Raw genomic sequence first — 26,122 nt, forward strand, 5'->3', positions numbered from 1 at the left:
CTCTGCCTTTATTGAAAAGTTATGCTTGATCGATACTGTCGTTAATATTCTTTTGCCATAGCACTTCGCTACCACCTTCGGCGCGTTGAAGAGCGCGTGAGGCAACGAATAACCAGTCGGATAAGCGATTCAATAATTGTAGTGCAGTCGCTTGAATATTTTGGTCGCGATTATGTACTGATAATAAAGCGCGTTCTGCACGACGGCAGACAGCGCGGGCTTGATGGGCATAGCTACAAGCTAAAGTACCTGATGGCAAAATGAAGTCTTTTAACATCGGTAAAGATTCATTCATGTGGTCGATTTCTTTTTCCAGAAAGTCGATGCATACAGCTTGAAGCAGATGATAATTGGGAATACAGACTTCGCCACCTAGATCGAACAACCAATGTTGAATCAGGCTTAAACTTTTATCCCAGTGTGCTTTATTTTCAACTTGGCTGGCACTGATCTGTGCGCGAAGCACACCAATGGTTGCATTGAGTTCATCGACATCACCCAAAGCTGCGATGCGTAAATCATCTTTAGTAACACGTGAGCCATCTCCAAGACCTGTGGTGCCTGAGTCGCCTGTACGTGTATAGATTTTACTTAAACGATGTCCCATAGTTCTGTTTCTCTGATCCTGAAAATAAAAAGGGGATAATGTCGGTCAGAACATTACCCCGAAACTGGAGTTAAGAAAATGTTTTTATTATTTTAGCGCACGATTAATAACGGAATGTGACACCCGCAGAAGCTAAGCGACCACCGTTGATGTAGTAACTACCGCTCCCATATGCAGTACGATATTTTGAATCGCCTACATTTTGGATATTGGCAAAGATATCTACATTTTTATTCACTTTGTATTGTCCATGCATATCTACACGGAAGTGCCCAGGGATTTGAGCATTATCAAACGCACTGTTGTCATAATCACCATTCGCAAGCATTGTGGTCGAGAAGGTATATTGTTCATCTGTCCAACCAGCAGTCAACGCAATATTTTGACGAGGGCGACGACTTAGATCTTCATCATTTTTCTTGTCTTTAGCGCGAACATAGTTATAGCTTAAATTAGTAAACAGGTTTTCACCTTGCCATTTTACATACAGCTCACTACCTTCCATTTTAGCTTTTTCAAGGTTTCTCATTTGATTCAGAACGCCATCAAAATCAATAAGATTATCTACTTCTGTTGTATAAAGAGATAAACCCGTTGAAATGTTGTAAGCCAATTTTTGATCTAGACCGATCTCATATGAAAAGCTTTCTTCTGGTTTAAGGTCAGGGTTACCGCCATAAGCGTACATATCGTTGAGTGTTGGTGCCTTAAAGGCTGAACCAATATTTGCATAAATACTGGTTAGAGGTAGTACTTGGTAACGAACAGAGCCTTGAGCAACGGTATGGGTACCAAATTTTTCATTGTCTTCAACACGGACTCCGACTTGGGTATTTAACCCAGCTTGGTCATATTTGTGCTGAATATAATATCCTGTTGAATCAATATCTTCTTGGTATGGCGTACCATATGAAAGTACATCACCATCAATATTCCGGTGTGTAACACCAACTAATAGCTGTTGACTCGGTGTAAAGCCCCATTGACCATAGATTTCAGACTCTTGCGTTTTACTATGAACAAAATCTGTTGAATTATTTTGTTCTATTTCATCTTTGAATTGAGAGAAACGGGCATGTAAGGCTAAATTCTCAAGAATATTCAAACGACCTTTGATATTTATGATCTCATTTTTGAAGTCTTGAGAAACAAGGCTTCCATAATTGTCATAATCGCTATAACCCTGATTCTCGCTATAATCAACCGAAGCAGCGTACTGTTCTTTATCTACTCCAATTTTTGCACTATAACCTTTCTGGTCATATGAGGCATCTATTGCATTTTTTACTTCTTTTACTGGAGTGCCGTCAGTTTCTAGACGTTGCCCACGAATTTGTGCATAGAAACCATTTTCAGCCAAGTCTGCACCAACTACCGCTTTATAGGTTTTGTTTTCACCTATTTCACCGGTTACAAAAGCTGAAGTTTTTTCAGGTGTTTTTGAAATCAGTTGAACCACACCAGAGATTGCATCCGTACCATATAAAACAGAGGCTGGGCCTTTTAATACCTCAATCTGTTTAATATCTGTTGTATCAATAAATGATAAAGACGCTGTGCCAGAAGTCGCTGAATTCAGACGTACACCATCTCTTAAAACCAATGTCTGGTTTGAATTACCACCACGTAAGAAAATAGACGCGGTTTGTCCATAGCCACCGCTTTGTACCATATTGATTGAAGCATCGGTCTGGAGTAGCTGCGGTAAAGAGGCAATCGGAGACTGCTCAAGAATTGTAGGTTCAATAATATTGATACGTGCAGGAACTTCACTAATTTTCTGTTCACTACGAGATGCGGTCACAACGATTGTATCGAGCGTTGCAGTTTTATCTGTTGATTGATCTTGAGCAAAAGCTGGTGAAGTAAACCCCATCGCAATAGCGATAGCCCCAACTAAACGAGTTGGTTGAAAAGCAGTAGACATGCGCACTCCAGACATTCACCCGTCGTGAATGATAATGTGGAAATAAACAACAAGCAGGTCTCCGGACTTCACTATAATCATCAAACAAATGATATTACTCATCATCTTCCCACATCATACCGATGCAGTGATTTGGCGTTGAGCTGAGATGAGTGATTCGGTGTTACCGTTGCGAGGGCAGTGCTGGAATTTCACCAACTTCCCTATAAGCAAAAGAATTTGCTTTAGACTTGTTGCAAGATTACGCAAAGTATAAAGTGTTAACGTTTTTTAAACAATTGCATTTCAGAATGAACTTTGCACAAAGTCAGTCAAATTGCATTACAATGCGAGAGCTTCAAAAATATTCAGATTAAATTGGACAGCTCATGCGCCAAATGCGAACTCGCGCCAAGATTTGTGGAATTACCCGAATACAAGACATTCACGCCGTTGTACAATCTGGTGCAGATGCGATCGGCTTTGTATTTTTTCCGCCAAGTCCACGAAATGTTAGCATTGAACAAGCACAAGTATTGGCAAAGCAAGTGCCACCTTATGTACAACTGGTGGGCTTATTTGTAAATGCGACTGCTGAAGACATCCAAACGGTGCTTGATTCAGTCCCTTTGGATGTATTACAACTACATGGCGATGAAACGCCAGAACAATGTCAATTAATCGCAACGCAATGCAAACGTCGCTGGTATAAAGCCATTCAGGTCAAACCTGATCTGGATATTGTCGCTGAAATCCAGCGCTATCAAGCAGCAGGCGCCAGTGCAGTCTTATTAGATGCATGGCATCCTGAGCTAAAAGGTGGGACAGGGCACAGTTTTGACTGGACGCAATTTCCCCAACTTGAAATTCCACTCATCTTGGCTGGGGGATTAACCCCTGAAAATGTCAGTGAAGCTATTGATACCACAGCAGCATTTGCTGTGGATGTCAGCGGAGGCGTCGAGTCCGCAAAAGGTATAAAAGACCAACAACTCATTGAAAAATTTATGCAAGGAGTCCAACGTGGATCAGCAAAACTCTAATCAAGAAAATCAGGTTATTGATTACACCCAGTTTCCAGATGCTCAAGGGCATTTCGGTATTCATGGTGGACGTTTTGTATCAGAAACGCTGATGGCTGCACTTGAAGACCTCGAAAGTCTTTATGGTCGTATGAAGAATGATGCTCAATTCTTGGCAGAGTTTGATCGTGATCTTGCGTTCTATGTTGGTCGTCCTAGTCCGCTTTATCATGCTGAGCGATGGTCTCAGCACCTCGGCGGTGCGCAAATTTATCTGAAACGTGAAGACTTGAACCATACGGGTTCACACAAGGTCAATAACACGATTGGTCAGGCGTTATTGGCAAAGCTTTCAGGTAAAAAGCGCATTATCGCGGAAACAGGGGCTGGTCAACACGGTGTGGCGACGGCAACTATTGCAGCACGTCTGGGTATGGAATGTGTGGTGTACATGGGCGCTGAAGACGTGAAACGTCAAGCGATGAATGTTTACCGTATGCGTTTGTTAGGCGCGACGGTTGTGCCCGTACAAAGTGGTTCAAAAACTTTAAAAGATGCCATGAACGAAGCAATGCGTGACTGGGTTACCAATGTCGACAGTACTTATTATGTGATTGGTACTGTGGCTGGCCCACATCCATATCCGCAACTTGTTCGTGATTTCCAGTCAATTATTGGTCGTGAAGCACGTCGTCAAATTCAAGAACAAGCCGGGCGTTTACCAGATGCTTTAGTTGCTTGTGTAGGCGGTGGTTCAAATGCGATGGGCTTGTTCTATCCATTCCTGAATGATCAGGATGTGAAAATGTACGGTGTTGAAGCCGCAGGTTATGGCATTGAAACAGGTAAACACTCAGCACCATTAAATGCAGGTCATGTGGGTGTGTTACATGGGAACCGTACATATTTGATGTCGGATGAGCAAGGTCAGATCATTGAAACTCACAGTATTTCAGCTGGTTTGGACTACCCAGGTGTAGGCCCAGAGCATAGTTTCCTGAAAGACATGAACCGAGTGGAATATGTGCCAATCAATGATGATGAAGCTTTACAGGGTTTCCGTGATCTCACCAAGATTGAAGGCATTATCCCTGCTCTTGAAAGTTCACATGCGATGGCTTATGTCACTAAACTTGCACCGACTATGTCGAAAGATCAAATTATTATTGCGACAGTTTCAGGCCGTGGCGATAAAGACTTGATGACCGTTGCACGTATTGATGGCGTTGAAATGGTCGAGATGTAAGCTGCCGCTATGCCAAGTCTGTTTATGGTAATGTTGGGTGGCCGTCATGCGAAAGCCAATACGGAAGTGCATGATGTGGTCATGGCAATTGGTTATAGCTTGTCTGAGCTTACGCCGCAACTGAAACAGGCTTGGTTTGGTGAATTAAAAGATTTACATATTGATGCTTGGGCGCAGATTTCAGGTGTGCAGTCGCAAGGTGTGAATTATCAGATTCACTTCTCCGATGCTGCGCCATCAGTGGCTGATGCAAAGCTGTATCTGATTAATTTGGGCGGCTATACACCAAATGCATTTGGTGAGTTGCATAGCTATCATCTTGTCGTTGCACCTGATGCAGTGGCGGCAAAACAGTTGGGTAAACAGTTCATTGAACAACACTGGCATAAGCCGCATACAGATCGTGTCGTAGATGTCGATGACTGCATTCCAATAGATCATATCGCAGGACGTTATATCCATTTAATTCAAGGTGAGTTTAGTCCGATGATTTGGGAAAATACTTATCTCACCTTAGCTTAATAATCGTTTTAGAAAAGAAAGAGGGAAGCATTTGCTTCCCTCTTTTTATTTATGATGTGATTAAGGTATGACTTTGATTCGATCTGTTTTCGGTGCTGTCAGTGGAGAATGCAGAGATACATATTTTTCTAGGGCATCAATATCTTGCCCACCACCGACAGGATTTTTACCTTCTTTTAAGACGGTAAAGTTATCACCACCATCGGCAAGGAAGCTGTTTACGGTCACACGGTAAACCTTACTATCATCCAGCGCTTGTCCTGCTACCAAGATATTGCTGGCACGTGGTGAAGCCGAATTGTCTTTCTTATACGAATAACTGAACTCTTTAGATGGCTGTAAAATACGTACCGTAGCTGCATTGGCACCTGACCATTGTTGCTCTAAGACATCACGAATCTGTTTGCCGGTGAGGCTTAGCGTCACAATCGAGTTACCAAATGGCTGAACGGTAAATACATCACCAAAGGTAATCTGATTATTGGTATTGACCTGTAAATCGGCACGTACACCACCTGGATTCATCAGGGTGAAATCAGAACCTTGATTGCTCGCAGTTAATGCCATGGCTTGTTGCGCATCGGCAATTAAATTACCCAAAGCACTTTCACCGCTTTCAGTGGTATTACGATTAATCACGCCATCTGCTGTACCAACGACACGGGCTGAAATAGTGGTCACGGCCTGACGATATTTATCCAGAATGGCTTCAATACTTGGGGTTTTATTAAATTTTTGGTATAGATCCGTCAAGTTTACTGTGGTTGTGCCAGAAGTATAGGCTTCACTCTGAACAGGGACTTGAGCCGCATCTTTTTTGATGACATCGCCCGTTTTACCATCCAGTTCGAGCTGGATATTGGTAATAATCGTGCCGTATTGTCCAGCAGAAGTGAGTAAAAATGGTTTTTGTGGATTTTTGGTCGAGTAATCACAAATATAAGACTGATGAGTATGACCAGAAACCACCACATCAACCGCAGGGTCCAAACGGTCTAAAATACCTAGCAATGGGCCGCTTAAACCCTCACAGGTTTTTTTATTAAATTTGGTACTTGGCGCAACGCCCTCATGTACCACCACCACAATTGCTTCAATTCCTTGTTTCTTTAATTCAGGAATCAAAGCATTCACCGTATCGGCTTCATCATTAAAGTTAACATCTTTAATGCCCGCAGCTGACACAATGCTTGGTGTGGCTTTTAGGGTCATCCCAATAAAGGCAACAGGAATTCCGCCGTAAGTTTTGACTTTATACGCAGGAAATAATGTTTTGTTGGGATCTGCTTTCATCGAGACATTGGCTGCCAGAAAATTAAATTTGGCACCCTCAAAGTTTGGATTGATTTGACAAGGTTTGGCGCTGGTATATTGTTGACAGCCACCATTTTGCAAACGACGTAGTTCATCGGTTCCACGGTCAAATTCATGATTACCCACAGCATTGAAATCGATTTGAATGTCATTCATTGTTTCAATGGTCGGTTCATCTAGGAACAGTGATGAGGTTAGGGGGGAAGCACTAATCAGATCACCTGCTGAAACCACAGCATTGTTTGGATATTGAGCGCGTAATTTTTTAATGGCATCAGCAAAATAACTCACGCCACCGACAGGAATACGTACCGTTTTGCTACTATCATTCGGATCATCTGCTTCGATAAAGCGTTTGGGTGGTTCAAGATTCCCGTGAAAATCATTAAAGGCGAGAATGTTGATGGTCTGATTTTTTCGTTCTACCTGAGGAGATTCATGATCATCATTGTCGTTACAAGCCGTCAAGGCAAGCAGCATAAGGCAGCAGACTTGAGCTTTTAATAATTGTTGCGTCATCATTGTTTTTGATCGGGTGGTATAAGGTTGTTTTCAAAAATAAAACTTCTGTATGAATGTTTGATGAAATTATGAGCTAGAATCATTCGGAAGAAACTTGGATTTAGCGGTAAAAATGCAAAGTATTCATCATTTTTACAGACAAAACGATGAGTCAATTTGTCCGCTTAAGCTTTATTATTGAGGCAGATGCAAACCCGTAATCATGGAATGAAATAATGGATTTGATACAAACCAATGGTCAGCCACGTTATGGACGTTTTGATCAGGTACCATCGAGAATCAATCTGGATGACTATATTTATAAAACGCCGTATGGACAGGTCTTAACCGGCTGGCGCAAGCAACTTAAATATAAAAAATTTAAATTCTGCGGATTTCAGCATGAGCACTACAGCATTGGAGTGGCGATTGTCGATCTATCTTGGGCAGGGCATGGTTTCTTTTATGTCTATGATCATCAAACTCAAAAAGTGATTGAATGGAATGCAATCCAGCCACTGGCATTGAAAACCCATCTCGATGAACAACCGTTATTTAGTCAAAGCCATTTTAAAAAATCAGCTTATCAATTCGATATGCAGCATGCCAATGGCGTGCGTTATATTCAGGTCACCAAACATGGTGAGATTCAGTTAAAAGCACGGATTTTTTGTGCAGGTACGGATGCACTCAGTTTATGTAGCCCAACAGGAATTAATGGTTGGACTTATACACAAAAGCAGACCACGCTGGCAGTTGAGGGCTTTTTCATTAGTCCAGCTCAGCAACGGATTGAATTTAATGCACAGAGTTTAGCTGCTTTAGATGATACCTGTGGTTTTCTGCGACCTGAAACGGCTTGGTTCTGGTTGTCTTGCCAGTTCCGTGATGCGCAAGATCGCCGTATTGGTATCAATCTGGCATCAGGTGTGAATGAAAGTTTTGGTAATGAAAATGCTTTGTGGGTCAATGGACGTTTGTATCCGCTGACGGATGTTTTATTTGAGCAAAAAGATGAAAAAACTTGGTCAATTCGTTCTTTGGGTGGATGTTTAAATTTGGTGGTGGAAACAGGCTGGTGTCGGTTTGAAAATATTAATCTGCGTTTAATCGGCAGCCAGTTCAATCAATGGCAAGCCAAAGTCAGTGGCACCATTGCACATGAGCAGGTCGAGTTGGTGTCACTCGATAATGAATATGGTTTGTTAGAACAGCATTATGCGAAGTGGTGATGATGGAAATAAAAAATCCCCTCAATTGGAAGGGGATTTTTTTATGTCTAATAATGAACTAAAGCCCCGCTTGCCAAAAAGCTTCACCCGCAGCAATTGGATCATTGGTCTTGGCTAAAGTATCGATCCAGATATCGTATTGGCGAATCACTGGGTGTTGATTTGGATGGAAATCTTTTTTAAACCAGTCGCTATATTGTGCTCTTTTTGCAGTCAAAATACCGTTACGACCAAAGAACCAAGGCAAACCTTTACGTGCCATATCAAAACGTTGTCTCAAGTTAAAACCATCGGTTTTGAGCATCACATCGGTACGATAGAGAGTAAAACCAAACATCATCACTGTGGTAAAGACCAAGGCAAAGCGACGGGTTGCTTCAGGCACTTCACCAACTTCTCGCATCACATCAAATGCGACATCTCGATGTTCCATTTCTTCAATCGCATGCCAAGCAAACAGTGCGCGAACAAAAGGATCAGCTTCGGCCAACGTCTCTTTTCTGCTATAGAAGGTATCCGCCATCAGCGCAGTTAAATGCTCGGCTGCTGCGGTCATGGCAATGTTGTACTGAGGAGAGCGATTCTTGAGCTCAAAACGAAAAATTTTCTTTAAACGCGTCGTGAACTGGTCTACAGGCATGCCTTGATCTTTCATGACTTGGTTCATTTTGTCATGCGCAATACCATGCTGTGCTTCCTGACGAATAAAATCAGCCACACGTTCCTGTAGGTCTGGATCATCAATTTTGTCACGGAATAAACGGACACATTCAATAAAATAACGCTCGCCATCGGGGAAGGTCAGGCTGAGGGCATCAAACATACGGGTACGGAATGGGTCACCACCGAACCAGAAGCGTGGTGCTTGTTCTAAATGGAAGTCCAGTTTGGTTCTGACCACAGGATCAACTTGATAGGAAACATGTGCATTCATTTTGACAATTCCTTATTTTTCTTCATGTCGCCAGTATGGAAAAACTCCGATGAAATGTTTTGACAGTTACAGCCAATTTTTATACAAATAACGACAGCTCAGGATGAGATTGGCCCATGTCAGTTAAAATAATAATCGGATACTTGCGTTTGTTTAGTCGCGTGTTGCAACAGGAACAAGTTGATTTATCTAAAGTTGTTGCACCTGAACTGTGGCAAGCCTTTCAAGCCTGTTTAGACAATCCCGATGAAAAAGACTTTGATGTCGAGCGTTATGCCTTGTTATTACAGGCTGCTCAACCACATTTTACTCGTCCCATTACCTTGGTTTTGGCAGAGAATGCCAATTTGCAGGACTTAGGTTTGATGGGTTATCTGGCATCAACCAGTATTGATCTACAACAAGCCTTGCAGCTATTACAACGTTATTATTCTCTGGTCTTTAAGCAAACCAATTTAGAACAGCTCGATGTCCAGCAGTTTCCAGACTATATTCAAATTGTGTGGAGTGCCTCTTATCGTGATTATCGGGAAATGTATGAATTGAATCTGGCCCTGATCTTCAAGATTGCCCAATCCATTGTCCAAGATGCCCTGATTCCGCCGCAGACAATCCAGTTTGGTTACGCGCCCCATACTGCGCTGTATCATTTTGAAAAATTTTATGGCTGTCCGATTCAGATTCAGCAAGGGCAGTATGCGATCCGTTTTTCTAACCAGATTTTAAAAGCAAAAAGTATTGCCGCAGATCAACAATTGAATCAGGTGTTATCTACTCAGGCACAGCAATCATTGAACAGTGTCAGTTCTTTTGAAATTCAGCAGCAGCAATTTAGACAAAAAATACATAGCCTGATTGAACAGGGTTTATTGCAGCAGGAAGAGGTATTGCAGAGTTATGTTGCCAAGCGATTGCATTGTTCAGAACGTACTTTACAACGTCAGCTTAAAGCGTATGAATTGAATTTTCAGGATGTGCTGGATCAGTATCGTTTGGAGCAAAGTAAGTTGTATTTGCAACAAGGTAAGTCTTTTTCAGAGATTGCGGAGCGGCTGAATTATGCGGATCAGAGTGCGTTTGGGAGGGCGTTTAAGCGTTGGACAGGCGTTACGCCCAAGCAGTTTTTAAAATCTTTGTAGATTTAAAATGAATCTTTTCACTAGGCATAATTCTTATTTAAATGGGGGAGGCTCAACGGAGTCATGTTGTATTCTCATCTAATTATTGGATAAACCACTACGTCTTGCACTTCAGTTGAAATATATTTCAACTTTGTTCAGGTTCGACCTGAGAAGCGTTTAAAGCTTCGCAAGTGTTTTGGCAAAAGTAGGCAAAACCATTGTCATTCACATGAGGAGTGATTGAAGCTCCGCAAGGTTCACTTCCTCGTTCTTGCGCTTCACCAAAGCTTCAGTCGCTTTGGCTTGCTCAGGTTGTGAACGACATTTTCGAGTCTCATATTCGTACAGGATTTTAACGTGTTTTTAAACGTGGATAATTAAAGACAATGGCAAGGACTGCGCAAATCGCAAGAATCCAGCAATAGTAGATATTGCCAATCAATTCAACGGGTGAGAGTTTGGCAATCGAACAAGCAAGCAGTAACTGCGCGCCGTAGGGAATAATCCCTTGAATGATACAAGAAAAAATATCCAGTAAAGCTGCACTACGTTTAGGATCTACGCCATATTCCTTTGCCACTTCACGTGCCATATCGCCAGAAAGAATGATCGCAACGGTATTATTGGCCACAAACAAATTCGAGAATACCACTAGAAAGCTTATGCCGAATTCACCTGCACGTTGTCGGCCAAATTTAAACAGGCGAGTAATGGCGTAAATACGTTGAATTAACCACTGCAATCCGCCTTCTTTTTGCATTAAAGCAGATAGCCCGCCCAGCAACATGGAAAGTAATGCCACCTCAAACATGCTGACAAAGCCATCATAGATTGAGCTATTGAGCTTCAAAATATCAAACTCAGGCTTTTCAACCAGACCAATTACACCCGATAAAATCACACCAATCATTAGCACGGCTAATACGTGTAAACGGGTAAAAGCGAGGAAGAATACTGCAAGATAAGGCAGAATTAGCCATAAATCATAAGGCTGTGATTGAATGGCTTCTGCATCGTGGCTCAGTGCAATATAAACAAATAGAGTGATAATGGCAGCAGGAAGGGCGATCCAGACATTGACCCGAAATTTATCTCTTAACTCAACATTTTGGCTACGGGTTGCAGCAATGGTTGTGTCCGAGATCATCGATAAATTATCGCCAAACATGGCACCGCCGACCACCGCACCAATCGCATAGATCGGTGCAATATCAGTAGCTTGCGCGAAACCAAAGGCAATCGGTGCACACGCTGCAATGGTGCCCATGGAGGTTCCCATTGCAGTCGCAATAAACGCTGCAATGATAAACAGCATAGGCAACACATATTCAACTGAAATCAGTGAGAGTCCGAGTTGTACGGTTGCATCGACACTGCCAATTGCACTGGATACACTGGCAAAAGCCCCTGCCAGCATAAACACCATAAACATTAAGATTAGATTGGGATGACTGGCCCCTTGCAGGAATTCTTCAATGGCTTTATTGAGTTTCTGTTTATATAGCAGAAGGGCAAGAATCACCGCTGGAATTGCAGCCACAGGTGCTTTGATCTGATAGAAGGCAAATTCTGTTCCGATCATTGAATGATACAGACCACTCCCGAGAAAGATGATCAAAAATACCAATAGCGGCAGCAAAGCAAGGGCATTGCTTTGTACTTTTTCCGGAGAGTGGGCAGACATAAAAATAAAAAGGAAACTTAAAAATTGCGGGTAGTATAAAGGAGCTTGGCGGATTTCTAAAATGCTACGTGATAAGCCCGAAATTAGGAATCTTTGATCATTGAGAAAAAACTCAAAATATAGATAAATGTACAAGGGGAGTTGTAAGTCTCAGGATTCGCTGTCGCATTCACGTCAAACTCTGTTCAATGAACAAAAAATAGCGTTACAATGCAGTGTTTTTAAATGACCACAAACAACTCCTTAATTTATATAAATCAGGAAAGCATAATCCTATGTCACGTCTTGCCACTCGTTTTGAACAGCTTAAATCTCAGCAACGTAAAGCGCTTGTTTCTTATGTAATGGCAGGTGATCCGCATCCACAGGTAACTGTTCCATTGCTTCATCAAATGGTAGAAGCGGGCGTTGATGTCATTGAACTGGGTCTTCCATTCTCTGACCCGATGGCAGATGGTCCCGTAATTGCTTTAGCGGCTGAACGTGCTTTGGCAGGTGGAACCAATACTTTAGATGCATTGAATATGGTGAAAGCCTTTCGTGAAAAAGATCAAACGACACCAGTGGTATTAATGGGATATTTAAATCCTGTTGAAGTCATTGGTTATGAAAAGTTTGTTGCTTATGCGAAAGACTGTGGTGTTGATGGTGTGCTTTTGGTGGACTTACCACCTGAAGAATCTCAGCAATTAGGTGAAGTTCTTAAACAAAATGGAATGGATCAGATCTTCTTGCTCGCGCCGACCTCAACAGACCAGCGTATTCAACATGTGGTAAATCAGGCAAGCGGCTTTGTTTACTATGTGTCATTAAAAGGTGTGACAGGTGCAGCAACTTTAGATACTTCTGAAGCAGCAGCGCGTATTGCAAAAATTAAATCTAAAACCAATGTGCCAGTCGGTGTCGGTTTTGGAATTAGTGATGCAGCGTCTGCAAAAGCGATGGGTCAGGTTGCCGATGCCGTTATTGTAGGAAGTGCTTTCGTTAAATCTTTTGCGACATTGCCAGCCGATGAAGCTGCGCAACAGACGGTGAATAAAGTGAAGGAGCTTCGAGCTGCGCTCGATGAGTTAGTATGAGTCAAGAGTTAACATCAGGGAAGGTTCTTAACCCTTCAACACCTTGGACTGAGCGTCATGTCCCTGGTATTCAGGTTGCAGATCAACAGCAAACATTTAAAGCGACCTTTACTGAGCCTACGATTGAATGTCCTGAGTGCCATGCACTGGTGACACGTACTGCCATGTCATTTAATGCCTATGTGTGTCCTCAATGTGATGAACACTTACGTATGCGTGCACGTGATCGTCTGAACTGGTTCTTTGATCAGGTGAATGGCGAATTAGGTCAGGAATTTAATGCCAAAGATCCATTAAAGTTTGTGGACAGCAAACCTTATCCAGATCGTATGCGTGAAGCCCAAGACAAAACTGGTGAGACAGAAGCGCTTGTGGTGATGCAAGGTTCGCTTAAAGGTTTAGACCTTGTTGCTTGTGCCTTTGACTTTGATTTCATGGGCGGTTCAATGGGTACGGTTGTGGGCGACCGTTTTGTACAAGCGGCTGAACGTGCAATTGCATTGCATCAACCGATGATCTGTTTTGCTGCTTCTGGCGGTGCACGTATGCAGGAAGGTATGTTGTCCTTGATGCAAATGGCGCGTACTGCGGCTGCCATCCAGAAAATGAAAGAAGCTCGTGTGCCTTATGTGGTGGTGTTAACTCATCCTGTGTATGGTGGTGTGACTGCTTCATTGGCGATGCTGGGTGATGTACATATCGCTGAACCGAAGGCGATGATTGGCTTTGCGGGTAAACGTGTGATTGAACAAACGGTACGTGAGAAACTGGAAGAACCGTTCCAACGTGCAGAATATTTGCTTGATCATGGTGTGGTCGATCAAATTGTTCATCGTCATGCATTACGTGATACTGTATACAGACTTGTTGCAAAACTGATGAACTTACCTTGAAACCGCACGCTCCACATTCAACGGATACATTAACAACATGGCTCGATTATTGGGGCCATGTTCATGTTACAGGCATTGATTTAGGTTTAGAGCGCGTTATTCCTGTGGCTGAAAAGCTGGGTGTAATGCAACCTGAGGCGAAAGTATTTACAGTCGCAGGCACTAATGGCAAAGGCTCGACTACGACAACTTTAGCTGCAATTTTAAATGCACAAGGTTATAAGGTTGGACTTTACCAGTCACCGCATATTTACCGTTTTAATGAGCGAGTGAAGCTGGCGGGTATGGAGGCTGATGATCAGACTCTGGTAGATGCTTTTGTACAAGTCGATCAGGCTCGCCGTAAATGTGGATTAAGTCTTTCTTTTTTTGAAGCAACCACTTTGGCTGCTTTTTTGATTTTTAAACAGCAGCAATGTGATGTCTGGGTGCTTGAAGTCGGTCTTGGTGGTCGTCTTGATGTGGTCAATGTGATTGATCCAGATGTTGCTGTCATTACCAATATCGGTTTAGATCATGTCGATTGGCTCGGCGAAACTGTCGAAAAAATCGCATTTGAAAAAGCGGGAATCATTCGTCCGAATATTCCGGTGGTTTTTGCAGGACAACAGCAGCTCCCGAAAGCCATTCAAGATAAAGTGGCTGAAACCCAAGCGCAGTTATATACACTCAATCAAGATTATTTCTATCAGCTAGATGAAGATGGTCAAACATGGTCATTTGCATCTTCTGGTAGCACTTTAAAGCTTCCGGTTGGACAGCTTGCCTTAGATAATATTTCAACTGCGGTTGCCGCTGTACTGGTGAGTGGGATTGAAGTATCACAACATGCCATTGCAACGGGTATTCAGCAGGCACGTCTACAAGGCCGTTTTGAAATCAGACAAATTCAGGATAAAACGGTTATTTTTGATGCTGGGCACAATGCGCATGGTGTCGAATTTTTATTGAAGCAGTTGCGAAAATTCTTAAAATACAATAAACAGTACACAGAAGTTGTTGCAGTATTTTCAATGTTGGCAGATAAAGACATTCCATCTGTCACTGATTTACTAAAAACAACAGTAAAAGATTGGTTTATTGCTAATTTAGATGTGCCTAGAGCCGCACCAGTGCAACAGATTCAAGACGCATTGCAAGGGCAACAGGTCCATGAGTTCGGCAGTATCCAGCAAGCGTTTGAAACTGTGCTGAAACAAGGTAATAACAATCAGCTGATTTTAGTCTGTGGTTCGTTTCATACTTTAGAAGCGGTCTGGGAGTATTTAGAAGAATGTCGATGAATAACAAACAACGTTGGATGGGTGGCGTTGTTCTATTAGGAGGTGGTGTTTTATTGGCCGCATTACTTCTTAAAGGTAATGAAGAAATAGAGCAAGATCATACGCAAGCTAACGTTACTCATCCTATTCCCAAAACAGAGTCTAAGCCAAAAACTGCTCAGCCTGCCCAAGAGAGTGAAATGGTTTCATTACAACCTTTAGCGGTTGATGTTGAAACAGAAAAACGTTTGCTTGAAGAACAACGTCGCTCTCGTGAAAAAGCGGTTGCTGAACAAGAGGCGCGTGCTGCTGAATTTTTAAAAATGCAGCAGCAAGCAGAAGCAGCGGCGGCTCGTAAAGCGGCTGAAGAATACGCGGCAATCAATGCACGCCGTACTGCTGCACAAGAAAGTTCAGACAATATTCCACCTGAATTGGTTGAAGATGAGAAAGCAAAAGCAAAACGACTGGCTGAAGACAAACGCAAAGCGGATGAAAAGAAGCGAGCGGAACAGTTAAAAGCAGACCAGCAAAAGACTAATGCTGATAAGAAGTTGGCGGAAGATAAACGTAAAGCAGAAGCGGCAAAGAAAGCGGAAGCTGATCGCAAAGCTGCGGAAGACAAACGTAAGGCAGAGGCAGACAAAAAAGCTGCTGAAGACAAGCGTAAAGCAGAAGCGGATAAAAAAGCTGCTGAAGATAAACGTAAAGCAGAAGCAGACAAGAAAGCTGCGGAAGATAAACGTAAGGCTGAGGCAGATAAGAAAGCCGCTGAAGATAAACGCAAAGCAGATGCAGACAAGAAAGCTGCTGAAGATAAGCGTAAGGCTGAAGCAGACAAGAAAGCAGAAGCTGAAAAAGCCCGCGATCTTATGGAAAATGGCGATAAGAAATGGATGGTACAAGTGGCACTGGCTGCAAATCAGGCCAATGCCGATGCTGTCGTTTCAAAATTACGTGCTAAAGGCTATAAGGTGACAACTAGCCCGACATCTAAAGGTATTCGTATCATGGTTGGCCCAGCCAAAGATCGTGATACGGCAGATACTACCCGTAAGAAAATTACCTCTGATGATAGTCTGAATATGAAATCAGCTTGGGTGATTGATTGGGTTCCGCTTGACCAGCGATAAATGCTGATCTTCCCCTAGACAAATTTGAAAAATCTCGCAGGCGTTAGCTACCCTGCGAGTATTCTCTTGAATTGGGGAAACAATATGAACATAAATACTGATTTTCGGATATTAGAACGGATTATTTTTGAATCTGATTCTGCGATTAGTGCACTATCTGGTGTTGCTTGTGTGGGGGAGAATCTTTATTTTGTGGGTGATGATGTTCGTTACTTACTCAAAACTAACCGAAACAATAGCATGGTCAGTGCAACGGTCTTTGAAAAAATTCCATTATTTGAACAATCCGAGCCAATATCACTTATCCCACTGAGCAAAGAAAAAAAGCCTGATTTTGAAGCATTAACTTGCCTCATCTTTAACGGACAGCCACAATTATTGATTATGGGGTCGGGTTCTACGGAAAATCGTAAACAAGCTTTACTCTATAATCCTGCCAATGATCAGGTCGAAACTTTTTTAGATGCGGTGGATTATCACTTTTTAGAACATAGTGCTGAATTAACAGGTGGAGCTGATCTCAATATAGAGGCGGTATGTTCAGATAGTCATCATCTTTACATCTTTCAACGAGGCAATATTAATCGCCATCATGGTGTTTTAGTCTTTGATTTAGCCAAAATTAAAGAAGGAAAATCGTTAGAAAATGCGCTTATAAATTCGTTCAATCTTAACTTGCCTGAGATTGGGGGCGCTGCAAGCGGGATTTCTGATGCCTATTTTTTATTGGATAAAAAACTAATTGTTGCCACGGCTGCGGTTGAGCAAACATTAAATACCTATGATGATGGTGATGTCTTGGGGAGTTTTATTTTGTTGTTCTCTCCAGATGGTCAAGCTTTATCGAGTCATTTAATTCAGGATGTAGAAGGCAAAACGCTACCCATTAAAGTTGAAGGAATTACGTGGCTTGAGTCACGACCTGATGGTGAAGTATTTTTATTGGTCACCGACAGTGACGGTGGCAATTCTGAAATTTTGAAAGTATTGCTGAGTCATTCTGCTTTTGAAAAACCACAAAATTAAGCCAAGTATGCTTTGCTGGGTAATTATCATCACTGAATTTAAGTTAATCAGATCGACAAAATGCGATTGATTAAATAAACCTTTTCATCTAATCAGAAGCATTTTGTCTATAAAAAAATAAATGTCTTAACGAGATGGATTTGACAGTTGCTGTTGAATCCATTTTACATTTTCAGGGCTAAGCAAATGATCGATATTCTTCCAGATCACATGAAAACCATAGCCGCCTTGTTTCATTTCTTTTACTGCATCTTCAATCGACCAGTGTTCAAAAATAATGCGGTACATGGCAATGGTCGCACCTGTACGGTCTGAACCATGATAGCAATGGATCAATACTTTTTGATTGTGCTGTTTTGCGGTTTGAATGGCACGCATCGCTTGTAATAAGTCTTCACGATTGATCGCCCAGGTATAAATCGGGATGTGTACCAGATTAAAGGGTTGATCTTTGAGAACTTTTGCATCTTCATTTCGAGCGCGAAGATTGATGACAGTATCAATGTTGTACTGTTTTAAGCTTGGAATTAATTCATTACTCGGCTGATCGCTACGAAACACATCATTGCTGATTTGATAAAAGTTATGTGTATTGGAAATCAATGTTCCCCAGTTTTTAGGGCGTTGTTCATCATCCAGACTTGGATGTTTCATGCAACCACCCATGCTGAGGGTGGAAATAAGTGTCAGGGCAATGAGTGTTTTTTTCATAAGATGGATTGATAGCGACTGAATTCAACGGGATCGTGCGCACAAATTAACTCAATCTTGGGTTCATGTTGAGCCAGATATTGTAAGCGTTTTAGGTTGTGCACACGTTGCTGGTTATCTTCAGCCAATAAGCGTTCGGTGAGGTCGAGTGCTCTGAGTTTATTTTTAGGGTTGAGCTCTAGGTGGGAAAAGTAAGCATCACCACAAAAGAGAATCCAGCCGTCCTGTTTTTTAATTGCAATGCCTGCGTGCCCAAGTGTATGTCCGAGCAACGGCACCATGAGAATTTCATCCTGAAAGAACGGAAGGCCTTTCACATGCTGGAGATTGAACCAGTCTTCACCATCGTTATGTTCTGCAAAGCTCCAATGTCGATGCTGTTTAAACTGCTCGGTTTTATAACGTAGTTTCCCTTTGGCAGATAATGTCTGGGTCGCATTAAATTCTGAGGCCAGCACATGTACGGTTGCATGGGGAAAATCAGAGATACCACCCGCATGGTCGAAATCCAGATGCGTCACAAAAATATGTTTTACATCGTTGGGACTAAAGCCGAGTTGCTGAATCTGTTGAATGGCACTGAGTTTCAGGTTCGGCACGATAGAACCAAATTGAGTCAGCAGGTTGCCCAGACGCTGTTCAGTATGTAAATAGTCTTGTAAGCCCAAGCCTGTATCAATCAGAACCAGACCACGATCAGTCTCAATCAATAGGCAATGACAAACCAGATGAGCTTTCCAACCTTTTTGTCCGAATAAGGGTGCGCAGACAGGGCAGAAGCTGCCACAATGCAGATGATGAATGTTATAGATCATGATGATTTTTATTGTGTTTCGGATCGAATTATTCTTATAACGTATTGATTAAAAAATACCAAAACAAATTTGAGTCTGGCATAAAAAAGCCTATCGGGGAGATAGGCTTGATATATCGTTTTGCACTGCGATTGAAGCTTTCGCTTTAATGTCTTAGCTCACAGCATAGCTGTTTACCTTCTTGCGAAGCTTTAGTCGCTTTTCAGGAACGAGCGTTGCTCGTTTTTAATTACTACGCACTACGTTTGTCTTACGCTTCGCTTGAAGCCTTTAATCGGCTTCAATCTCTTAGCTCACAGCATAGCTGTTTACCTTGCATTTCGGAACGAGCGTTGCTCGTTTGATCCTCACTCAGGCTGGGGCGTGAGTCTTAGATACGGCTTAACTGCTTTATAGCCTTTCGGGAAGCGTTGTTTGATTTCTTCTTCATCTTTCAATGACGGCACAATCACCACATCTTCACCCTGTTGCCAGTTTGCTGGTGTTGCAACTTTGTGATTATCGGTGAGTTGCAGTGAATCGACCACGCGCAACACTTCATTAAAATTACGCCCTGTTGACGCTGGATAGGTAATGATCAAACGCACTTTTTTATTCGGATCAATAATGACCAATGAACGAACAGTTAAGGTTTCACTGGCATTGGGATGAATAAATCCATAAAGTTCAGATACTTTACGATCTTTATCTGCAATGATTGGAAAATTAACCGTGGTATTTTGGGTTTCATTAATGTCCTGAATCCAGCCTTTGTGCGATTCCACATCATCAACCGAAAGGGCGATGGCTTTTACACCGCGCTTGTTAAATTCATCTTTCAGCTTGGCTGTGTAACCCAGCTCTGTGGTACAGACTGGCGTATAATCCGCTGGATGGGAAAATAGAATACCCCAGCTATCTCCTAAAAAGTCATAGAAATCAATGGTGCCTTCACTTGATTCTTGCTGGAAATTTGGGGCAGTGTCGCCTAAACGTAATGTCATGATCAGTCCTCTATACTTTTTTCTATGTCGTTTCTCCATTCAATATGCAGCATCCACTTTATAAATAAAATTATTGTTTTTGTATTTTGTTATGAACTTTTGAGATATTGCTTATGGATCTTGTTAAAAAATGAGCAGAAATTCACATTGAAGTCGATGTAAGTTAAATGCAAATTTGCTACATTAACGCTCTTTAGTTGCTTGATGTCAGAATCGCCTCGCAGATTTTTTTACCTGTTTGGATGCAAAGCACTTGTAGTTCTTATTTCTGACTCCATAATAACAGCTAAGAAAAAATTAACCGACCTAGGGTTTGTTGTTATTGACGAACCTTATAACAAACAGGATTAGAGAGTTTATTCATGTTGGCAAGTCTGATCGGAGGTATCTTCGGTACAAAAAATGAGCGAGAGCTCAAACGCATGCGTAAAATTGTTGAACAAATTAATGCGCTTGAACCGACGATATCTGCTCTTAACGATGCAGACCTCTCTGCAAAAACTCCAGAATTCAAACAACGTTTTAGTAATGGCGAAAGTTTAGATAAATTATTGCCAGAAGCTTTTGCTGTTTGTCGTGAAGCGGCAAAGCGTGTCATGGGTATGCGTCACTACGATGTGCAGTTGATTGGTGGTATTACCTTGCACGAAGGTAAAATTGCCGAGATGCGAACAGGTGAAGGTAAAACCTTGATGGGTACTTTGGCTTGTTATCTCAATGCATTGAGTGGTCAGGGCGTTCACGTGATTACCGTGAATGATTACTTGGCGCAACGTGATGCCGAGTTAAACCGTCCATTATTCGAATTTTTAGGTTTGAGCATTGGTGTGATTTACTCAATGCAAATGCCTGATGAAAAAGCACAAGCCTATACTTCTGATATTACTTACGGTACCAACAACGAATTTGGTTTCGATTATCTTCGTGACAATATGGTGTTTTCTCTACAAGAGAAAAAACAGCGTGGCCTAAGCTATGCCATTATCGATGAAGTCGATTCGATCTTGATTGATGAAGCGCGTACACCATTGATTATTTCTGGTCAAAGCGAAGATTCATCTCATTTGTATGAGCTCATCAACAGTATTCCTCCGACATTACGTCCACAGAAAGAAGAAAAAGTGGCTGATGGCGGACATTTCTGGGTAGATGAAAAACAGCGCTCAGTTGAAATGACTGAAGTGGGTTATGAAACAGTAGAACAGAAACTCATTGAAATGGGGCTGTTGGCTGAAGGCGAAAGTCTGTATTCAGCAACCAACCTGAATCTGGTTCATCATGTTACTGCTGCAATCCGTGCACACTATTTGTATCAAAAGAATGTGCATTACATCATTGGTATTAATCCTCAAACGCAAAAAGAAGAAGTGATTATTGTCGATGAGAGCACGGGTCGTACCATGCCAGGTCGCCGTTGGTCTGAAGGTCTGCATCAAGCGGTTGAAGCCAAAGAAAACATGGAAATTCAGCCAGAAAACCAAACACTTGCAACTACAACTTTCCAGAACTATTTCCGTCTTTATAAAAAGCTGTCAGGTATGACTGGTACTGCCGATACTGAAGCTGCGGAAATGAAAGAAATTTATGGTCTGGATGTGGTGATTATTCCAACCCACCGTCCAATGGTACGTGTCGATCATAACGATTTAATCTATTTAAATCGTAATGGTAAATACACTGCGATTATTGAAGAAATTACCAAGATTCGTCAGCAAGGTGTTGCGCCGATCCTGATTGGTACAGCCACCATTGAAGCCAGTGAAATCTTATCTGCCAAGTTATTACAGGCGGGTATCCATCACGAAGTCCTTAACGCGAAACAGCATGAGCGTGAAGCGGATATCATTGCGCAAGCGGGTAGTCCGAATGCGGTTACGATCGCAACTAACATGGCGGGTCGTGGTACCGATATTTTGCTGGGTGGTAACTGGAAAGCAAAACTTGCCAAAATTGAAAATGCGACACCTGAAGATGAAGCGCGTTTACAGGCACAATGGGAAAAAGATCACGAAGACGTTTTAAGTTCGGGTGGTTTGCATATCATTGGTTCTGAGCGTCATGAATCACGTCGTATTGATAACCAGTTGCGTGGTCGTGCAGGTCGTCAGGGTGACCCTGGTGTCTCTCGTTTCTATTTATCGCTTGAAGATGACTTGATGCGTATCTTCGCGGGTGACCGTGTCGTAGGCATGATGCGTGCGATGGGCTTACAAGAAAGCGAAGCGATTGAACACAAAATGGTGAGCCGTTCGATTGAAAATGCGCAACGTAAAGTTGAAGCACGTAACTTCGATATTCGTAAGAACCTATTGAAGTACGATGATGTCAATAACGAACAACGTAAGATCATTTACTCACAACGTGATGAAGTCTTGGCAGAAAGTACACTACAAGACTATATCGAAGAAATGCATCACGAAGTCGTAAAAGGCTTAATCGCTAACTTTATTCCACCAGAGTCAATTCATGACCAGTGGGATATCGAAGGTCTGGAAGGTGCGTTACAGTCTGATCTCGGTATTGAATTGCCAGTGCAGCAATGGCTGGATCAAGATCGTCGTTTAGATGAAGAAGGCTTGATTGAGCGTATTTCAGATGAAGTGGTTGCTCGTTATCGCCAGCGCCGTGAACAAATGGGTGATGAATCGGCAGCAATGCTTGAACGTCACTTCATGTTGAATTCGCTGGATCGCCATTGGAAAGATCATTTGGCGGCAATGGATTACTTGCGTCAAGGGATTCACTTACGTGGCTATGCACAGAAAAATCCTGAGCAAGAATACAAGAAAGAAGCATTCAACTTATTCGTAAATATGTTGGGTATTATCAAATCTGATGTAGTAACTGACTTATCTCGTGTTCATGTACCGACTGCGGAAGAATTGGCGGAACTCGAAGCTCAGCAACAACGTCAGGCTGAATCAATGCGTCTTTCATTTGAACATGATGATGTGGATGGCTTAACAGGTGAAGTAACGGCTTCTGAGGAAACAGAAGGCTTTACAGACAATGCACCATTCCCAGTACCAGAAAGCCGTAATGCGCCTTGCCCATGTGGTTCAGGCTTAAAATACAAGCAATGTCACGGTAAAATCTAAAGCTGGATTTTAGATTGCACTAAAATAAAAAAGCAGAGCATTGGACTCTGCTTTTTTACGATAAATAACTTGAGTCAATGACAGCTTTGTAGTTTCATTATTGAACTTACAGATCTTGATTGAATTCGCATTAAAAGCGGGAAGACAATGAAAAAACCATTACAACTTTTAATTTTAGCAAGTGCTGCAGTGTCAGGTTTTGCATTTGCAGCTGAAGCAACACAAACTACAACTGTCGATAAAGTATTGGCAGCAAAAGGTAGTAACACAGCAGAAGCACAAGTCAAACGTGAAGTGACGACTGTCGTGAGTCCACGTACTGGTATTCGCTATACGTTGGGTGAAACAGGGAACCGTCCAATCGTATTGCAAACTGCGGCAATTGCACCAGCAAACTCTGCAAACATCAATCGTATTGTGGCATCAAACCCGGCATTGTCTGCAAAAAGCCAAGAGAAGGCGAAGATTGCTTTGATTGGTGAGACTGCTGTTCAAGCTGCGAATGCTGCTTCTGCACAAACTGCCGGCGCACAAACAGCTCAAGCGATTCAATAAGTCATCGTTTTAAAATAAAAAAGAGATGCAATCGCATCTCTTTTTTTGTGGCTAAAATGGCCTTAAAGAAAACTTGGCAACAAGATCAGGCCAATAATAATCGCAAATAATAACCACTTTGATGCGTAGTAGAGTGGGCGATTACGTTCTTTTAAACCACGGCCGTAATGATGTACCGCATAGCCATATTTGAAGATGCGATTGATAAAGCCAGTTTTGTCCTGATCATCATTCGGTGAGCTTGCCGCTGACATGACATTACGACCGAACCAGTGGTTGAACTTTTGTGCCCAGCCCCATTTCATTGGACGTTCAATATCACAGAACAGGATAATACGCGTTTCATCGGTCTTATTCTCAGCCCAGTGTACGAAGGTTTCGTCAAATACAGTCGCTTCACCATCTCTCCAGCTATAACGCTCTTGATCGACTTCAATGAAGCAGTCATCGCTATTTGGCGTGACTAAGCCAAGATGATAGCGTACAGAACCCGCATAAGGATCACGGTGCTTACCTAGATAACTTCCAGAAGGAAGTTCGGTAAACATCGCTGCTTTTACTGATGGAATGCTTTCCAGTAAGGCAACGGTTTTGGGACAAAGTTGTTGTGCTGACGGATGACTATCTTGATACCATTTCAGATAAAAGCGTTTCCAGCCACGTTTAAAGAAAGTGTTAAAGCCAGCATCATTATTTTTTTCAGAGGCTTTAATCTGATTCTGTAGTTGAATGGCTTCCTCGCGAATGACTTCCCAATTATCTTGTAGCGGTTTCAGTTCAGGGAACTGAGCCACATCAAAGAAAGGTTGGTTCGGCAATTTGGAAAAGCCCGTCATAAACATGTTGATCGGCGCTAAAAATGTCGAATGGTCAAATAATTGTCGAGATGCTTTTAAGCGCTCTTTACCGCGTAAATAGGTATATAAGAAGCTGATTAAAAATACGGCAACGATAATCACTGCGTACATAACACAATCGTCTAAGAAAAAATAAAGGCGGTTATTTTAGCACAAAAAATATTTGGAAGAATGCAGTCAGAAAAGCAACTTTATAAGATAAAAAGGCACAAATTGAATGGTATTTCAGATGATCGGGATCGGTTATCCACAGATCATCTGAAATTAAGCGCTTAAATTTGATTATTTACATCATCATGCTTTGTTTCACGAATCAGTAAAAAGGCAATTAAAGAAAGGATTGATGCGCAACTGAGATATAAACCGACGGCACCTAAACCATAACTTTCAGCCAGCTTCGTTGCAATATAAGGTGCAAAAGAAGCACCGAAAATACCTGCCAGATTAAAAGTTAGTGCAGAACCGGTATAGCGTACCGAAGTCGGAAAGATCTCTGACAATACAGTCCCAATTGGTCCATAGGTTAAACCCATAATCGCAAGACCGATACACAGGAACAAGAATACCAAGAATGGACTACCTGAGCCTAAAAGCGGTGCAAAGCAAAGTCCGAACAATGCTGAAAGGACGCAGACAGCAATCGATGTATTCTTACGACCAAACTTCTCTGCAAGAATGGCAGAGAGCGGAATAAAGGCTGCAAAACATAAGGTCGCAACCAGTTGCAACACCAGAAACTCACCGCGAGCATAACCAAGTTTTGTGGTTCCCCAGTTCAGGGCAAAAACCGTAGTAAGGTAAAACACCACAAAGGTACAGATTGCTGCGATGGTACCTAGGATTAACATTGGCAAATGTTTGGTCATGACTTCCTTGAAAGGTACATTCACTTCTTTTTGCTTATTCAATACCTTCTGGAACGCAGGTGTTTCATGCAGCTTTAGACGGATGTATAAGCCGACCAAGACCAATACTGCACTGGCAATAAATGGAATACGCCAGCCCCAAGTCATAAATGCCTGTTCAGACATAAAAGCATTGAGCAGTAAAAAAGAACCTGTTGCGAGAATAAAGCCGATTGGCGCACCGAGTTGTGGGAACATGCCGTACCAGGCGCGTTTGCCCTCTGGGGCGTTCTCCGTAGCTAGTAAGACTGCGCCACTCCATTCCCCACCGAGACCTAAACCTTGACCTAAGCGGCATAGCGCGAGAAGCAGGGGAGCTGCAAGACCAATCTGTGCATAAGTTGGTAACAGACCAATACAAACCGTAGAAATACCCATCGTTAGCAAGGCAGCAACCAAGGTTGCTTTACGTCCGATCCGATCACCAAGATGACCAAAAATAGCAGCGCCGATTGGGCGTGCAATAAAGGCGATGGCAAACGTTGCCAGTGATTTTAGAACCGCAGCGCCATCGCTACTTTCTGGGAAAAATAAATGTGGAAAAATGAGTACAGCTGCTGTGGCATAGATATAAAAGTCAAAAAACTCAATCGTAGTACCGACAAGGCTGGCAAATAATACCCGTACTTTTGAATTGCTGGCCACTTCTGGGGTGGCAGTCGTAGTGCTTGACGACATACAAGAGACCTTCATGTTATTCGTTCAAGAAACAGAAG

The 26,122-nt window shown here is 42.3% G+C and carries 22 protein-coding genes and 1 riboswitch; of the genes, 12 read left to right on the forward strand and 10 right to left on the reverse strand.

Going from position 1 to position 26,122, the window contains the following annotated elements; all coding sequences use genetic code 11:
* Nucleotides 1–19: 19 nt before the first annotated feature.
* Both EC846_RS00545 and EC846_RS00550 read right to left on the reverse strand, forming a co-directional pair.
* Entirely contained in the window at nucleotides 20–607 is a 588-nt protein-coding gene (locus tag EC846_RS00545) for a cob(I)yrinic acid a,c-diamide adenosyltransferase (RefSeq protein ID WP_123773764.1), read from the reverse strand.
* Between the two features lie 103 nt (nucleotides 608–710).
* On the reverse strand, nucleotides 711–2,534 hold the full coding sequence (locus tag EC846_RS00550) for a TonB-dependent receptor plug domain-containing protein (RefSeq protein ID WP_123773765.1): 1,824 nt from the start codon (nucleotides 2,532–2,534) through the stop codon (nucleotides 711–713).
* Nucleotides 2,535–2,568: 34 nt separating this feature from the next.
* Nucleotides 2,569–2,783: riboswitch (cobalamin riboswitch) on the reverse strand.
* A gap of 119 nt (nucleotides 2,784–2,902) precedes the next feature.
* Between EC846_RS00550 and EC846_RS00555 the strand changes: the two genes are divergently transcribed.
* From EC846_RS00555 to EC846_RS00565, 3 genes are read left to right on the forward strand one after another with little or no spacing between them, the layout of a single operon-like run.
* Nucleotides 2,903–3,556: a phosphoribosylanthranilate isomerase gene (locus EC846_RS00555; protein ID WP_123773766.1), complete on the forward strand. Its 654-nt coding sequence runs from the start codon at nucleotides 2,903–2,905 to the stop codon at nucleotides 3,554–3,556.
* Nucleotides 3,537–4,781, forward strand: coding sequence for a tryptophan synthase subunit beta (gene trpB / locus EC846_RS00560; protein WP_004775454.1), 1,245 nt, complete (start codon nucleotides 3,537–3,539; stop codon nucleotides 4,779–4,781). The genes EC846_RS00555 and trpB overlap by 20 nt, the downstream gene beginning before the upstream one ends.
* A gap of 9 nt (nucleotides 4,782–4,790) precedes the next feature.
* Nucleotides 4,791–5,303: a DUF1543 domain-containing protein gene (locus EC846_RS00565; RefSeq protein ID WP_123773767.1), complete on the forward strand. Its 513-nt coding sequence runs from the start codon at nucleotides 4,791–4,793 to the stop codon at nucleotides 5,301–5,303.
* A gap of 60 nt (nucleotides 5,304–5,363) precedes the next feature.
* Here EC846_RS00565 and EC846_RS00570 read toward each other — a convergent pair whose 3' ends face one another.
* Nucleotides 5,364–7,139 carry a bifunctional metallophosphatase/5'-nucleotidase gene (locus tag EC846_RS00570; RefSeq protein WP_123773768.1) on the reverse strand — a complete coding sequence of 592 codons (1,776 nt, stop codon included), beginning with the start codon at nucleotides 7,137–7,139 and terminating at the stop codon, nucleotides 5,364–5,366.
* Between the two features lie 215 nt (nucleotides 7,140–7,354).
* On the opposite strand from EC846_RS00570, the gene EC846_RS00575 reads away from it, so the two are divergent.
* The gene (locus tag EC846_RS00575; RefSeq protein ID WP_123773769.1) at nucleotides 7,355–8,350 is read left to right on the forward strand and encodes a DUF2804 domain-containing protein; all 996 of its coding nucleotides are present in this window, start codon (nucleotides 7,355–7,357) and stop codon (nucleotides 8,348–8,350) included.
* A 58-nt stretch (nucleotides 8,351–8,408) separates the two neighbouring features.
* On the opposite strand, the gene EC846_RS00580 is transcribed toward EC846_RS00575, so the two are convergent.
* Complete coding sequence (locus EC846_RS00580; RefSeq protein ID WP_123773770.1) at nucleotides 8,409–9,284, reverse strand: metal-dependent hydrolase; 876 nt, start codon at nucleotides 9,282–9,284, stop codon at nucleotides 8,409–8,411.
* A gap of 116 nt (nucleotides 9,285–9,400) precedes the next feature.
* Here EC846_RS00580 and EC846_RS00585 point away from each other — a divergent pair, with 116 nt between their 5' ends.
* Nucleotides 9,401–10,423, forward strand: a complete 1,023-nt coding sequence (locus EC846_RS00585; protein WP_123773771.1) for an AraC family transcriptional regulator — start codon at nucleotides 9,401–9,403, stop codon at nucleotides 10,421–10,423.
* A gap of 334 nt (nucleotides 10,424–10,757) precedes the next feature.
* Here EC846_RS00585 and EC846_RS00590 read toward each other — a convergent pair whose 3' ends face one another.
* Nucleotides 10,758–12,089, reverse strand: coding sequence for a Na+/H+ antiporter NhaC family protein (locus EC846_RS00590; protein ID WP_123773772.1), 1,332 nt, complete (start codon nucleotides 12,087–12,089; stop codon nucleotides 10,758–10,760).
* A 275-nt stretch (nucleotides 12,090–12,364) separates the two neighbouring features.
* Between EC846_RS00590 and trpA the strand changes: the two genes are divergently transcribed.
* From trpA to EC846_RS00615, 5 genes are all read left to right on the forward strand, one after another.
* Nucleotides 12,365–13,168: a tryptophan synthase subunit alpha gene (gene trpA / locus EC846_RS00595; protein WP_005259451.1), complete on the forward strand. Its 804-nt coding sequence runs from the start codon at nucleotides 12,365–12,367 to the stop codon at nucleotides 13,166–13,168.
* Complete coding sequence (accD, locus tag EC846_RS00600) at nucleotides 13,165–14,061, forward strand: acetyl-CoA carboxylase, carboxyltransferase subunit beta (RefSeq protein ID WP_004775442.1); 897 nt, start codon at nucleotides 13,165–13,167, stop codon at nucleotides 14,059–14,061. Before trpA ends, accD begins: the two co-directional genes overlap by 4 nt.
* Nucleotides 14,058–15,344 (forward strand): bifunctional tetrahydrofolate synthase/dihydrofolate synthase, encoded by a 1,287-nt coding sequence (gene folC, locus EC846_RS00605; RefSeq protein ID WP_123773773.1) that lies wholly within the window; start codon nucleotides 14,058–14,060, stop codon nucleotides 15,342–15,344. Before accD ends, folC begins: the two co-directional genes overlap by 4 nt.
* Nucleotides 15,335–16,456 (forward strand): SPOR domain-containing protein, encoded by a 1,122-nt coding sequence (locus EC846_RS00610; protein WP_123773774.1) that lies wholly within the window; start codon nucleotides 15,335–15,337, stop codon nucleotides 16,454–16,456. The genes folC and EC846_RS00610 overlap by 10 nt, the downstream gene beginning before the upstream one ends.
* Nucleotides 16,457–16,540: 84 nt before the next feature.
* Nucleotides 16,541–17,482 (forward strand): DUF6929 family protein, encoded by a 942-nt coding sequence (locus EC846_RS00615; protein WP_416332303.1) that lies wholly within the window; start codon nucleotides 16,541–16,543, stop codon nucleotides 17,480–17,482.
* A gap of 126 nt (nucleotides 17,483–17,608) precedes the next feature.
* Here EC846_RS00615 and EC846_RS00620 read toward each other — a convergent pair whose 3' ends face one another.
* The 3 genes from EC846_RS00620 to EC846_RS00630 form a co-directional block, all read right to left on the reverse strand.
* The gene (locus EC846_RS00620; protein ID WP_047429391.1) at nucleotides 17,609–18,193 is read right to left on the reverse strand and encodes a dual specificity protein phosphatase family protein; all 585 of its coding nucleotides are present in this window, start codon (nucleotides 18,191–18,193) and stop codon (nucleotides 17,609–17,611) included.
* Entirely contained in the window at nucleotides 18,190–19,008 is an 819-nt protein-coding gene (locus EC846_RS00625) for an MBL fold metallo-hydrolase (RefSeq protein WP_123773775.1), read from the reverse strand. Before EC846_RS00625 ends, EC846_RS00620 begins: the two co-directional genes overlap by 4 nt.
* 347 nt (nucleotides 19,009–19,355) lie before the next feature.
* Nucleotides 19,356–19,991: a peroxiredoxin gene (locus EC846_RS00630; protein WP_047429396.1), complete on the reverse strand. Its 636-nt coding sequence runs from the start codon at nucleotides 19,989–19,991 to the stop codon at nucleotides 19,356–19,358.
* Between the two features lie 362 nt (nucleotides 19,992–20,353).
* Here EC846_RS00630 and secA point away from each other — a divergent pair, with 362 nt between their 5' ends.
* Together secA and EC846_RS00640 are read left to right on the forward strand one after the other, a co-directional pair.
* Complete coding sequence (secA, locus tag EC846_RS00635; RefSeq protein ID WP_004775436.1) at nucleotides 20,354–23,089, forward strand: preprotein translocase subunit SecA; 2,736 nt, start codon at nucleotides 20,354–20,356, stop codon at nucleotides 23,087–23,089.
* 147 nt (nucleotides 23,090–23,236) lie between these two features.
* A complete protein-coding gene (locus EC846_RS00640; RefSeq protein ID WP_123773776.1) occupies nucleotides 23,237–23,644 on the forward strand; it encodes a hypothetical protein in 408 nt (135 codons plus the stop codon).
* Between the two features lie 62 nt (nucleotides 23,645–23,706).
* Here EC846_RS00640 and lpxO read toward each other — a convergent pair whose 3' ends face one another.
* Both lpxO and EC846_RS00650 read right to left on the reverse strand, forming a co-directional pair.
* A complete protein-coding gene (gene lpxO, locus EC846_RS00645; RefSeq protein ID WP_004775434.1) occupies nucleotides 23,707–24,612 on the reverse strand; it encodes a lipid A hydroxylase LpxO in 906 nt (301 codons plus the stop codon).
* A 161-nt stretch (nucleotides 24,613–24,773) separates the two neighbouring features.
* Complete coding sequence (locus EC846_RS00650; RefSeq protein ID WP_004775433.1) at nucleotides 24,774–26,084, reverse strand: MFS transporter; 1,311 nt, start codon at nucleotides 26,082–26,084, stop codon at nucleotides 24,774–24,776.
* Nucleotides 26,085–26,122 lie beyond the last annotated feature (38 nt).

This window comes from Acinetobacter sp. BIGb0102, assembly GCF_003815055.1.
Classification (GTDB): domain Bacteria; phylum Pseudomonadota; class Gammaproteobacteria; order Pseudomonadales; family Moraxellaceae; genus Acinetobacter; species Acinetobacter vivianii.